The organism is Vibrio sp. Vb1980 (assembly GCF_033338615.1).
GTDB classification, from domain to species: domain Bacteria; phylum Pseudomonadota; class Gammaproteobacteria; order Enterobacterales; family Vibrionaceae; genus Vibrio; species Vibrio alginolyticus.
This window is the reverse complement of the sequence record NZ_JAWOSZ010000010.1, coordinates 73,548-86,439: the sequence shown is the minus strand read 5'-3', so window position 1 is coordinate 86,439 and position 12,892 is coordinate 73,548. Positions and strand designations below refer to the sequence as shown.

The 12,892-nt window shown below is 43.5% G+C and carries 10 protein-coding genes; 5 read left to right on the top strand and 5 right to left on the bottom strand.

What is annotated here, in order from left to right; translation table 11 throughout:
- Positions 1 to 48: 48 nt before the first annotated feature.
- The 3 genes from argS (at position 49) to R7F64_RS15660 (ending at position 3,007) form a co-directional block, all read left to right on the top strand.
- Entirely contained in the window at positions 49 to 1,782 is a 1,734-nt protein-coding gene (gene argS / locus R7F64_RS15670) for an arginine--tRNA ligase (RefSeq protein ID WP_054576704.1), read from the top strand.
- Between the two features lie 124 nt (positions 1,783 to 1,906).
- Entirely contained in the window at positions 1,907 to 2,335 is a 429-nt protein-coding gene (locus tag R7F64_RS15665; RefSeq protein ID WP_005382194.1) for an HIT family protein, read from the top strand.
- A gap of 150 nt (positions 2,336 to 2,485) precedes the next feature.
- Complete coding sequence (locus R7F64_RS15660) at positions 2,486 to 3,007, top strand: YqhA family protein (protein WP_005382193.1); 522 nt, start codon at positions 2,486 to 2,488, stop codon at positions 3,005 to 3,007.
- A gap of 108 nt (positions 3,008 to 3,115) precedes the next feature.
- Here the strand turns inward: R7F64_RS15660 and R7F64_RS15655 are convergent, their stop codons facing one another.
- The 5 genes from R7F64_RS15655 to znuA all read right to left on the bottom strand — a co-directional run bounded on the left by R7F64_RS15655 (position 3,116) and on the right by znuA (position 11,146).
- Positions 3,116 to 3,346: a FeoC-like transcriptional regulator gene (locus tag R7F64_RS15655; protein ID WP_005382192.1), complete on the bottom strand. Its 231-nt coding sequence runs from the start codon at positions 3,344 to 3,346 to the stop codon at positions 3,116 to 3,118.
- Entirely contained in the window at positions 3,343 to 5,619 is a 2,277-nt protein-coding gene (gene feoB, locus R7F64_RS15650; protein WP_025766981.1) for a Fe(2+) transporter permease subunit FeoB, read from the bottom strand. The genes R7F64_RS15655 and feoB overlap by 4 nt, the downstream gene beginning before the upstream one ends.
- Positions 5,619 to 5,846, bottom strand: a complete 228-nt coding sequence (locus tag R7F64_RS15645) for a FeoA family protein (protein WP_005382190.1) — start codon at positions 5,844 to 5,846, stop codon at positions 5,619 to 5,621. The genes feoB and R7F64_RS15645 overlap by 1 nt, the downstream gene beginning before the upstream one ends.
- An 832-nt stretch (positions 5,847 to 6,678) precedes the next feature.
- Positions 6,679 to 10,056, bottom strand: coding sequence for an AraC family transcriptional regulator (locus tag R7F64_RS15640; RefSeq protein ID WP_025766982.1), 3,378 nt, complete (start codon positions 10,054 to 10,056; stop codon positions 6,679 to 6,681).
- 202 nt (positions 10,057 to 10,258) lie between these two features.
- Positions 10,259 to 11,146, bottom strand: a complete 888-nt coding sequence (gene znuA / locus R7F64_RS15635) for a zinc ABC transporter substrate-binding protein ZnuA (protein ID WP_025766983.1) — start codon at positions 11,144 to 11,146, stop codon at positions 10,259 to 10,261.
- 78 nt (positions 11,147 to 11,224) lie between these two features.
- Here znuA and znuC point away from each other — a divergent pair, with 78 nt between their 5' ends.
- Positions 11,225 to 12,013 (top strand): zinc ABC transporter ATP-binding protein ZnuC, encoded by a 789-nt coding sequence (znuC, locus tag R7F64_RS15630; protein WP_005382185.1) that lies wholly within the window; start codon positions 11,225 to 11,227, stop codon positions 12,011 to 12,013.
- Positions 12,006 to 12,791: a zinc ABC transporter permease subunit ZnuB gene (gene znuB / locus R7F64_RS15625; RefSeq protein WP_005382183.1), complete on the top strand. Its 786-nt coding sequence runs from the start codon at positions 12,006 to 12,008 to the stop codon at positions 12,789 to 12,791. The genes znuC and znuB overlap by 8 nt, the downstream gene beginning before the upstream one ends.
- Positions 12,792 to 12,892 lie beyond the last annotated feature (101 nt).

The window sequence follows — 12,892 nt, the reverse complement described above, 5'->3', positions numbered from 1 at the left end:
GGCACTTACTTCGCCGAGTTCTTCGTCCTTGAATTGAAGGAAACGCGTGTGAATATCCAAGCACTTATTAATGACAAAGTATCTCAGGCTCTAGAAGCCGCTGGCGCACCTGCAGGCAGTCCTGCGGCAGTACGCCAATCAGCAAAGCCACAATTTGGTGACTACCAAGCAAACGGCGTAATGGGCGTTGCTAAAAAACTGGGTACTAACCCACGAGAATTTGCACAGAAAGTACTGGATGTTCTAGACCTAGATGGTATTGCGAGCAAGACAGAAATCGCTGGCCCTGGTTTCATCAACATTTTCCTAAGCGAAGAGTTCCTAGCAAAACAAGCGGAAGCAGCACTGGCTGACTCACGTCTTGGCGTTGCAGAAGACGAAGCTCAAACTATCGTTGCTGACTACTCTGCACCAAACGTTGCTAAAGAAATGCACGTTGGTCACCTACGTTCAACCATCATCGGTGATGCGGTAGTACGTACTCTTGAGTTCCTAGGTCACAAAGTGATCCGTGCGAACCACATCGGCGACTGGGGTACTCAGTTCGGTATGCTTATCGCAAACCTTGAGCGTGTACAACAAGAGTCTGGCGAAGTTTCTATGGAACTTGCGGACCTTGAAGGCTTCTACCGCGAATCGAAAAAGCTGTACGACGAAGATGAAGACTTCGCAGTAAAGGCGCGAAACTACGTTGTGAAACTGCAAAGCGGTGACGAGTACTGTGCAGAAATGTGGAAAAAACTCGTTGATGTAACCATGATCCAAAACCAGCGCAACTACGACCGTCTAAACGTGTCACTGACTCGTGACGACGTGATGGGCGAGAGCATGTACAACGACATGCTTCCTAAGATCGTTGCAGACCTAAAAGAACAAGGTCTTGCCGTTGAAGATGATGGCGCGCAAGTTGTATTCCTAGATGAATACAAGAACAAAGATGGCGAACCAATGGGCGTTATCGTTCAAAAACGCGATGGCGGTTTCCTATACACAACAACAGACATCGCATGTGCAAAATATCGTTATGAAGAGCTAAGCGCAGACCGTGTGCTTTACTTCATCGACTCACGTCAACACCAGCACCTAATGCAAGCTTGGACAATTGTTCGTAAAGCAGGCTACGTGCCAGAGTCAGTATCTCTTGAGCACCACGCGTTCGGCATGATGCTTGGTAAAGATGGTAAGCCATTCAAGACTCGTGCGGGTGGTACCGTTCGCCTTGCCGACCTTCTAGATGAAGCAGAAGTTCGTGCAGCACAACTGATCGAATCTAAAAACCCTGAGCTAGATGCGGAAGAAAAAGAGAAGATCTCTAAAACAGTTGCAATGGCAGCGGTTAAATACTCTGACTTATCTAAACACCGTACGACTGACTACGTGTTCGATTGGGACAACATGTTAGCGTTTGAAGGTAACACAGCACCATACATGCAATATGCATACACTCGCGTAGCTTCTATTTTCGCTAAAGCTGGTGTTGCTATGGACGCTCTCCAAGGCGACATCAAAATCACTGATGAGAAAGAGAAAGCACTTATTGCTAAACTTATGCAGTTCGAAGAAGCGGTTCAATCTGTCGCTCGCGAAGGCCAACCGCACATCATGTGTAGCTACCTATTCGAACTAGCAGGTCAGTTCTCTAGTTTCTACGAAGCGTGCCCTATCCTAGTTGCTGAAGACGAAGCTGTGAAACAAAGCCGTCTGAAACTAGCTGCGCTAACAGCGAAGACCATCAAGCAAGGTCTGTCTCTACTAGGTATTGATACTCTAGAGCGTATGTAATCCGCTTTTACGTAGGTAGCTTAAGTAGCACAAGCTAAATGATGACAAAGGTTGACGTGAAAGCGTCAACCTTTTGTTTTATCTGGCGTATACTGATGTCATTCAATTCAAATCGGACAACATAATGAGTTTTGAACTGCACCCTCAACTGGCAAAAGACACCACCGTTATCGGCCACTTCCCACTGTGTGTGGCGCTTCTGCATAAAGATAACGCCGTGCCATGGGTTATCTTGGTCCCTAAACGTGCAAACCTAAAAGAGCTTCACCACTTGCCAATGCAAGAACAGCAACAGTTTTTGCTAGAGTCTCAAGCGGTAAGCCAAGCACTGGAAGCAACATTCCGTCCAGACAAGCTAAACCTTGGTGCGCTAGGTAATATGGTGCCACAGCTGCACATTCACCATATTGCTCGCTTCAAAGATGACGTAGCATGGCCGGGACCGGTTTGGGGTAACACCAAAGGTGAATTCCGTACAGAAGAAGAGCAAAACGAATTGCTTGGTCGCATTAAAAATGTGCTGTCACTGAGTTCTATTTTCCAAAAAGCATAAGCACTGCTAGCGAAAATAATTCGCCTTTGAATACGGCTGAAATAGACAGAGAAAGATTAATACGTATTTGTAACAATCTTTCTCATTTTTCTGGGATTATCACTAAAATAAAACTTGTTTAGACTACCAGCTCAGTTAGAGAGGGTCATCATGAAACAAGTCTTCAACACATTCCGATACGTCAGCTGGATCGCCATTATCTGTTCTATGGCTGCTTCATTCTTGCTTTTTCTTATGGGTGCAGCAAAAACCTATTCGGCATTTGCGGTCTTCATTCTCAATCAAACACCTCCAGAAGCACTCGCACATTTAGATAAAGCAGACATCGCGATCGCTTATTTGATCAAGTCACTGGATACGTTTCTTGTCGCACTAGTTTTGTTCATCTTTGCTCACGGCATCTACACACTATTTATTTCCAATAAAGCTAAAGCGAAAACACAAGAGCAGTCGGTTTTGCATTGGATCAGAACCCCAAACATCGGCCATCTAAAAAACATTTTGGCTGAAGTCATCATCGTGATCTTGTTTGTGAAGTTCTTAGAGCTCGTGCTGATTAACTTCGACAGCTTAGATTGGACGATCTTAACATTACCTATTTCGATTTTAGTTTTAAGTCTTGGTTTAAAGTTCCTAGAGTTAGGCGCGACTAAACACTCTGAAGAACATTAATTTCGCTGTATTCACAAACAATAACCAGCAAAATAAAAGCCGCATCATTGCTGATGCGGCTTTGTCGTTTTTACGTGATAATTTTTAGGTGACTAATTTTGATAGTCGCTACATGGTGACTGTCAGAGACAAACCATCTTGTTTAGTCACTGAGTAGCGAACACGAGTCACGTCATGAGCTTTATTAGTGTCGACTAGGCGGCTAATTTTGCCCTTCTTAATCCACACGTTTAACATCGCGTCGGCGCCATCTTCACTCATCCCAAACTGTTTAGCCAGATCTGACTGGGAGACGGTTCCTTTGTCTGCAATGTATTGATAAAGCTCTTTTAAAATCATGCTACTTGCGCCTCTAATGCACCGTTTTGTTTCTTACCAACTTGTTTGAACACACGGTATGTGCCAAAGAAGATAGCTACGATCACAGCCATCCAAATACCACTTGTTACTGGGCTATCTGCGAAATGCGTCAATTGGTTGTAGAACGTCGCACATAGGTAAGCCAAGCCCATTGTCCAAACCGCGATAAAGCGTGCGAACTTATGACCAAACTCACGTACGTAAGCACCCATCGCCGCCACACAAGGAGTGTACAGTAGGATAAAGATTAGGTAAGCAAATGCGGCATTACCAGAAGCAAACTGCGATTTGATGTTACCGAAGATAGAAGCATCGACTTCTTGCTCTTCTGCAACGGCATTTGAGTCAGTTAAGTCACCCACTTCAATACCTAGTGGATCTGAGTAGCTCAAACCGGCTAGGTTTTCAGGGATACTCATTACTGCCTCTTCTAGGCTGCCCATTAGATCAAATTCTGCGTCTTCACCGTCGCTTGGCGTAGTGTATAGACTGTTCAGCGTACCAACTACCGCCTCTTTTGCGAAGATACCAGTAATGATACCTACGGTCGCTGGCCAGTTGTCTTCTTGAACACCGATTGGTGAGAATACTGGAGTCACAACTTGCGCTGCTTTAGAAAGCACAGAGTTTTCGCTGTCTTCGTTACCAAAACTGCCATCAGTCCCCAATGAGTTGAAGAAACTCAGAATAGCAACAACGATAACGATGGTTTTACCTGCACCAAGTACAAAGCGCTTTAGCTTTTGCCAAGTTTTGATCACCACGTTTTGTAGCGTCGGAAGCTCGTAATCTGGCATTTCCATCAATAGGCTATCGCTGCTACCTGGGTAAAGCGTGTGCTTAAGGAAAAGACCTGTGAAGATCGCTGCCACAATACCAAGTAGGTAAAGTGCGAATACAATGTTCTGGCCAGAACCTGGGAAGAATGCCGCAGCGAATAGCGCGTATACAGGCAGACGAGCACCACATGACATAAATGGTGCCATAGAGGCAGCCAGTTTACGCTCACGTTCTTGGTCTAGAGTACGAGTTGCCATGATTGACGGTACGTTACAGCCAAAACCAAGAACCAACGGTACAAATGCTTTGCCCGGTAGACCGATCTTCTGCATCACTTTATCTAGTACGAATGCTGCGCGAGCCATGTAACCTGAGCTCTCAAGTACCGCTAGGAACAGGTACAAACACGCGATAACCGGAATGAAGGTTGCAACCGTCTGGATACCACCACCGATACCATCAGCAAGAACCGTCACTAACCACACAGGCAAATGACCGTCTAACAAGTGGTGACCACCATCAACCAACAATGCGCCCACACCAATGTCAAAAAAGTCGATAAATGCACTACCGATGTTAATCGAGAACATAAACATCAGGTACATAACAACAAAGAAGAAAGGAATTCCAATCCACTTGTTCAAAATAAACTGGTCGAGTCTTTCAGTCACACTACGACTTAACTTGCCTTCGCTTCGGCGAACTTTTTTACACTGTTCATGCAGATGCGTGTACTTAGTATCCGCGACATGCAAATCGATATCCAAATCTAACGTCGTAATGACTTCCAAGACTTTGCTTCTATCAATATCAGAAAGACTATTGAGCACCATTGTGTCTTTTTCAAGCGCACGAATCGCTAGTGCACGATGAGCGACGGTTTGGTCGTTAAAAAGTGCGGAAACCGTTTGAATTGCCGACTCCATCTTCTCACCGTAATGCAAAGACAATTCCTTAAGTGGCACTCCTTGAACGATGGATTTATGGAGCTTTTCTTTAAACTCTGCCACTTGAGTTTTATCGGTTGCAGATAAACAGACAACCGGACAACCTAACGTTTTCTCAAGCTCTGCAACGTTAATCATCTGACGTTCACGCTTTAGCGCATCCATCTTGTTGAGGACAACAATCATAGGGCGACCAAGTTCGCGAAGTTGCAGCGTCATATATAAGCTGCGCTCTAAACTTGTAGCATCCACCACGTTAATAATGAGATCAGCAGGATGAGTTAGGACCGCACGCGATGCGATGGATTCATCAATACTATTACTATCATTACCACTGTCTAATGAGTAAATACCCGGAAGGTCAGTGAGCAAAAACTCATCCCCAGCATGCTTGAATTGTCCCGTTTTCTTTTCAACCGTGACGCCTGCCCAGTTACCAACTTGCTGTTTTGCGCCAGTTAAACCATTAAATAGCGTCGTTTTACCACTATTAGGGTTACCTACGGTTAGCACTTGATATTGCATTACACTCGCTCCACTTCAATTTTCTGAGCAATTGTTTCTCGCAATGCGACAGACACACCACGGACTTCGACTTGTAAAGGATCGCCCATTGGCGCACGTCGAATCACTTTGACTTCTGTATTGGGAAGCAGCCCCATTACCATGAGTTTCTTTCTGATATCTGATGAAAGACCATCTAACAACCGAATCGTCACCGTATCGCCAGGATTAATCTCTGATAACTTCATAGTGGCCCTTAAGAGTATTGCTAATGAGAAATATTATTATTTAATAAGTTTAGGTTGCCAATATTACTCCCCTATACCCCTTCAATCCTTGTGTGAAATCAAAGATTCCGTAAATGTTTTCACGCTTTCAAACGTTAACTTCGTAAATTTCCTCTCGTTATTTACGTCAAAATTAACAATTAAAAATGACACCTAACGAAACAAAAATGTCACAAACCAAGACAGAAAACAAAAAATTCAAATTAAAACAATGGGTTAAGTAAAAAGCCAAACGTTGTCGCTTTTCTCATATAAATATGGCGTTATTTTTATAAGAAAAATAAGTAACCTCTCGTATAGTTACTCCATCGAGAGGGCAACCTCTCTAATAAATTCCAGAGGTGGCATGGCAACATGTCACTCCGGCAGCAAGCGAAGGTGTCCTTGGCACCCGTGGTATAGTCCCCCCGGCTATACCACGATATTTTTTTCACCTCTTTCAAAACTTCTTTACCTTATCCATCTTTTCAACACAGTTTTCGTTTTCACGAATGTCGCATACCATCACTCCCCCAAATGAACAACGCTCTTTTGATACAGCAATACAACTGTCATTTATTTGTTGCAACTATCAGTAAATCATTCTCTTGAAGCCATTTATGCTTATTGCTATGAACATCGCGACTAACAGATAGAACGTGATCGTGCTTACGTGTTGAGAATGGATTTGTAGGCTAGATGTGATGAAGAAACAATGAAACTTACTGCGTTAGCAACTGCAGCAATAATAGAGCACTGTATGCAGCTCCCCAGCATCTTAACTATTAACTAGGGAGCGTATAATGAAGGTTTTCTAGTTAATTTCTTGGCTTTCTTGAGTCAAAGCAAACTTGGAAGGGGGCAAACCAAAATGCAGCTTAAACTTTTGGCTAAAGTAAGATGGATCATTAAAGCCACAGTTAAAGGCGACTTCACTGATTTTCTCACCCGCCAATAACTTTTCACACGCCGTTTCCAAACGAACCTCTGTGACATAGTCTTTTAACGTTCTTGACGAGGCAGATTTAAAACGTCTCTGCAAAGAGCGTTCAGACATATACAGCATTTTAGCGGCTGACGCAGTGCCAAATTCAGGATCATGGTAATGCTCTGCCACTAATTGATAGACTTTTTGCAACCACTCTTTCTCTGGTGTGACTTGATCTTCTGCAATAGTTACAGGATTGAGTTCTTGCTGCGGTTCATCCAGATAACTCCTTTCCTTCGCAGATGGCCATGTAATCTCGACTTTGTTTTGAGCATCAGAAGAGAAGACAGCCAAATAACCACCACTCGTTGTCACTAGTTGGGCAAGGTGGTCAATACTCAACTCAGAGTGATTTAAGTTAGATGGAAGCCCAGTCGCGACTTTATTAGGTAATTGCGTCCCGTAATCAAGAAAGCTCAATGACACAATATCATGCCCCTTTTCTAGCATAATTCTAACCGTTTGACCCCGGAAAGAGCGCTTGATGATATTGGCAAAAATGCTATTGAAAATAACATCAAGATTAAAGCTTTCCAGAGCAACCCGGCTCTGCTTACTCTCATCTTCTAGCTCTACCAAAATACCCGCTTTTGCAAAGTCATCTTGCCATACATCAACCACTGACTGAGTTATCTGACTCAAGTTGTAGTTCTGACTCCCACCACTTACATCACTTGGAACGCTTTTGAGTTCATTTAACTGCCAATTCGTTTTAGCCAAATGATCCTCCGTCGCAGTATCGAGAGGCATAGGTAGTTTCGCCACAATAAAGTCGACGCTTGATTTTATGGATAGAGCTACATGGTCTACGAGTAGGTTTCTAACTTGAATCTGTTTACGTAATTGCTGGTTGCTCGTAAGCAACACTCTACTTTGATGTCTTAACTGATTCGTTTTGAGAGTCACTTGAGCTGCTAGATCACGGTTAGCCTGTACAACGTAGCGAGAGCGCCAGAAAACAAGTAATGCGACGACCGCAATACTAGCTACGACAAAGCCTAAAATAGCAAATCGCGATAGATACCAAGGATGAAGGACGATAAAGTGAGATTCTAAACCAACGACTCCAGTGGCAACTTGAGACTCATTACTGACCTGCAAGTGATATTCACCGGAACTAAGGTGCTCGAGTGTCAGTTGGCCCCCCTCTAACGTTTGCCATGGGTCATCGTTGTTCAATCGATAGTACAAATTTTGACTGTCTGGTTTTGGCATCACACCGAATAAAAAACTCAGCGAAGATCCATATGGCAGTGTGATCCCATTCAGATCGGCACTACCAACTTGCAGAACTTCATTTTCAAGCACAACTTGGCTAACAATAAACTTAGACTCTGGGGGATTAGATACAAGCAGCTTGGATGCTTCTGCTTTTACGAGTCCGTACTTCGACCCCAGAACAAGCTCTCGCTCACCAATTTCTGTCTGCTGTATAACGCTACAAATACCAGGGAGGAACTCATTGTTCATTAAGCCTGATGACGATGAGTAATGTTTCACTAACTCACCCGAAAGGTGGTAATAGCTTAAACCAACAGAGGAAGCTAACCATACACCTTGCCTGTCTCTGATCAAGCAAGCAGGTCTGGCGTTGGGCTCACTCATTTCAACAACACGTTTTTCATCGCTTCGTGTATCTGTTTTAAACACACCATAAGATGAAGCAAACCACTGGCTGCCATCAACCGCCGTGGTCATGTCTAATGATTCACCAAACTTTTCTGAAAAACGGATAAACTGGATGTTGTCATTACTGTATTGGTATACGCCATGATCGGTGCCTATTAATAGGGCATCTTCAGTATCATATAGGCGCGTAACCTTAGCAGGCAAATACTGACTTACTAGCCACTCACTTCCAAAGTTTCGTACGCTTTGTGCAGCAGTATCAACATTGTAAAGATGGTATCCGCTTGATACCCAAAGACGGTCATCACCATCAACGGTCACATGCTCTACTGCATGTCCAGCCATAACCTGTAAATAAGGAAATGTAATCTTGTTGAGACCATTTAGCTCAAATATTTCCAGCCCTTTTGAGGTTGCAAGCCACAGCATGCCGTTTTGAAACGCAAATTCATTGATCTGCGACTCCAACTCTAAGACTTGGTTAATCCCACTCTTTCCTGAACGATAAATCTTTCGGTCATCAGCAAACCAAAGCGCACCATCAGGACCTTCAATAGTTTGCCGAATTCGTCCTGACAGGGTGTGTGAGTCATAACTACTAAAGGTCACTCGTTCAAATTTTTTACTAAATAGCGAGTAATAACGAATACCTTGGTTAGTCGCAATCCACATCCCTCCCATATTGTCGCTCAACAACGAATAAATCTTCGTGTTATCTAACTCTAACTCAAGAAAACTTGCAGGCGCGACTTCGGTGACCTCACCTGAAAAAAATGAGTACAAATAAAGGCCATGCTCTGTCCCCACCCAATACTCTTGATTTGTCTCTGCGAATGTCAAAACATGTGAGCCGCCAATTCTAATCACTTCTTTATCAGGCTGGTAAATGTTGAAAATTAAAGCGCCACGCAATGTACCTATCAAAATTTCTCTTCGCGTGTGTGAATAATAGACTTTCTCAATGTAGTTTTGACCTGAGGCAGCGACATGGTCAAACTTATCACCTTCAGAAAGATAGAAGCCGGAAGTCGTTGCTAGTGCCCACTTCGTTTCAACTAGCACCGCATCATTAATGTAAACGTAGCTATTATTACTATGTTGATAGAGCTGCAATAGAGAGAAAGAGTTTAACTCGCTAGTGTCGATATTGTAGGTATAGAAATGCGCGCCATCACTCACCCAAATATAGTTCTTTGAAGACCCTATTTTTCTTATTTGTGAGCCTGGATTTAAACTAAAGACTAAACGTCGCTCCTGATTTGGATAAGTTCGATAGACCTCATTTTCAATAAAGGTCCAAAAAGCACCTTTATGATAGGCCAACTGCTTGGCCGACGTTTGTAGGAAGCTACCTGATTTAGGCAATATAGTTTGACCATCGTAAAACAGGACTCTCCCGTGTACGTCATGAATCCACAAACCGCCCTTTTCACCCAAGAACAACTTTTTAGCCGCGATAAAAGTACCCTTTGCCTGAGTTGGCAAAGGGTAAAAGATTGCATTTGCATTATGAAGCGCAAATGCTTGGTAGGATAAGACAAAGCCCAACAGAGCAAGGGCTAATTGGCGTAGCAAGACGAAAACCTTTTGTATCAATTTGTGCTCTGAAAGTGACCGTTCATCGTTTGTAAAACATGGATTGATACGGTTATTTTGAGCTGATAATTATTGGTAATGATATCTCAATTACTTTCTGAGAAAAGGCTCGCCTTACCAAAGGTTGTAATTCTTACTACTGGATCACGTTAAAAAGACTACTCCTACATTACGACAGCACTTAATCTGACTTTTTGTTCAAGCATTGCTCAAAACTATTCGCCATATTGTTGAGAAAAGTAAAGTAACTGCCAGGTTTTGCTTCAATTGTACTCCCTAACGGGTCAAGCTCGCCTTTAGCGACATCATTGCCTCTCATTACGCTCTGAACGACAGCCGGGGTAAACTGAGGTTCAGAAAATACACAAGCCACATCTCCACCACTTAGCTTTTGACGAATTTGAATTAAGGTCTTCGCTCCTGGCTTGCGTTCTGGGCTCACAGTAAAATGCCCCATTTGATTTAGTTCATAACGATCTTCGAAATAACCGTAAGCATCATGGAATACAAAGTAACCTTTGTTTTTTACTGGTGCCAGCTTCTGCTTTATCTGTTGGTCAGTGTCTTTTAGCTCGAGTTCAAACTTTTTGAGGTTCGCTTGATATTGAGCTGCATTTTCCGGATCAAGTGATACAAGTTGATTCACAACAGCCTTGGCCACTTGTTGTGCTTGGCTTACACCTAGCCAAAAGTGCGGATCATGTGAGCCATGATCGTGCCCATCATGGTCATGGTTGTGCTCACTATCAAATTCACGCAATTCTAGATTTGGAATTTGACTAATAGTCAAAGTATTCGATCTATCCGAAACAACTTTCTCTAGAAACGGTTCAAGATCATGTCCGTACCAGATAACCAAATCAGCCGAAGCGACCTTTTTAACATCCGATGGACGCAAAGCATAGTCATGGGGTGATGTGTTAGACTGCAATAGCACGTCTGGTGAAGTTACTCCTTGAGTAAGCTCTGTTACTAACAGCTGAATAGGTTTGATACTCGTCAGTACCGTTACCGCCTGTGCTGGCAGTGTTAACATTGCTGAGGCAGCAAGAATTAATGCTCTTTTCATAGTTTTACTTGGGATATGGCGTGGAAAGTGAGATAATGTTACATTATAACATTATTGATTTGCAAATGAGTTTCATTCATGTCTTCCTTAGTCCATCTTGAGCAGTTATGCGTCGAGTTCGATGGCCGCAGAGTTCTCGATAACATTAGTATGGAATTAGAAAAGGGCAAAATAACTACCCTAATTGGTCCCAATGGAGCGGGAAAATCAACGTTAGTCAAAGTTATCTTAGGTCTTCAAAAGCCGACTAGCGGCAAGTTGAACCGACAAAGAAAACTGAAAATTGGTTACGTTCCTCAAAAGTTGAAGCTCAATGACTCCCTTCCATTGAATGTAACCCGCTTCCTAAATTTAGCAGGAAAATACAGTAAGCAGGAGTGCATTGATGCATTAAGGCTTGTTGGCGCTGAACATTTACTTAATAGTAATATGCATCGCTTATCCGGTGGTGAAAACCAACGAGTGTTACTGGCGCGCGCTCTGCTTCAGCGTCCTCAGCTATTAGTATTAGACGAACCAGCTCAGGGTGTGGATATCCAAGGTCAAATCGATCTCTATGACTTAATTGAGAGCATTCGTCACCGCTTTGATTGTGGCGTATTTATGGTATCGCATGACTTACATTTAGTGATGGCGAAAACGGACGATGTTATTTGTCTGCATCACCATGTTTGCTGCTCAGGTTCACCTGCCACTATTACTCAGCACCCTTCTTACATCGCGCTATTTGGCAATGCAGCGAGAGAATCTCTCGCGTTTTATCATCACGACCATGAGCACCATCATCACGATTTATCCGGAACGCCAGTAAGCGGTGATGCGACATCATGCTCCCACCATAAACACGGACATCACCATCATGATTGAGTTTCTCCTACCTTCTATTCTTGCTGGTATTGGTATCGCGATCATTGCCGGTCCACTTGGGTCATTTGTCGTTTGGCGTAAAATGGCTTACTTCGGAGATACCCTAGCTCATGCATCGTTAATGGGCCTAGCGCTGGGCTTCTTGCTCAACGTAAATCTCTACCTTGCGCTACTCGTCTGCTGTTTAGCTCTGGCCGTTTTGCTTGTCACTCTGCAAAAGCAACAACTTGTGGCTACAGACACGTTGTTAGGTATCTTGGCACACAGTGCACTCTCTATCGGTTTAGTATCGGTTAGCTTTTTGGAAAACGTGCGCGTCGATTTAATGAGCTACCTATTTGGGGACTTACTTGCCGTCTCTCCACAAGATCTGATGTTTATTTACGCAGGTGTTGTTGCGGTGAGTGCGTGTTTGTACGTCTTCTGGCGCCCACTGCTTTCTAGCACTGTTAGTGAAGAACTTGCCGCTGTTGAGGGCGTGAATACAGACTTAGTTCGATTGGTGTTAATGCTAATGGTGGGTGTAGTAATCGCAGTAGGTATGAAGTTCGTTGGCGCGTTGATCATGACTTCGCTCCTAATTATCCCAGCAGCAACAGCACGTAAAGTCTCTTCATCACCAGAGCAAATGGCATTGTTCGCATCTATTATTGGCTCAGTGGCAGTACTGATGGGGCTTAGCCTATCATGGCACTTCGATACACCGGCCGGCCCTTCTGTAGTGATCAGCGCAACATCCTTATTTATGCTGAGCCAGCTGATTAAAAGCAAAGCATAATCGCATTGAGCATTAAACGCGAAAGACCTTGCTAACAACAAACATAAACCCACGGAAACGGAAAAAGAAAAGCCTGCGAAGTCGCAGGCTTTTTAATACTT

What these genes read in the sequence shown, in the direction of transcription:
- R7F64_RS15665 (WP_005382194.1), top strand. Translation starts at nt 1,907, where the DNA reads ATGAGTTTTGAACTGCACCCTCAACTGGCAAAAGACACCACCGTTATC.
- R7F64_RS15660 (WP_005382193.1), top strand. Translation starts at nt 2,486, where the DNA reads ATGAAACAAGTCTTCAACACATTCCGATACGTCAGCTGGATCGCCATT.
- R7F64_RS15655 (WP_005382192.1), bottom strand. Translation starts at nt 3,346, where the DNA reads ATGATTTTAAAAGAGCTTTATCAATACATTGCAGACAAAGGAACCGTC.
- feoB (WP_025766981.1), bottom strand. Translation starts at nt 5,619, where the DNA reads ATGCAATATCAAGTGCTAACCGTAGGTAACCCTAATAGTGGTAAAACG.
- R7F64_RS15645 (WP_005382190.1), bottom strand. Translation starts at nt 5,846, where the DNA reads ATGAAGTTATCAGAGATTAATCCTGGCGATACGGTGACGATTCGGTTG.
- znuA (WP_025766983.1), bottom strand. Translation starts at nt 11,146, where the DNA reads ATGAAAAGAGCATTAATTCTTGCTGCCTCAGCAATGTTAACACTGCCA.
- znuC (WP_005382185.1), top strand. Translation starts at nt 11,225, where the DNA reads ATGTCTTCCTTAGTCCATCTTGAGCAGTTATGCGTCGAGTTCGATGGC.
- znuB (WP_005382183.1), top strand. Translation starts at nt 12,006, where the DNA reads ATGATTGAGTTTCTCCTACCTTCTATTCTTGCTGGTATTGGTATCGCG.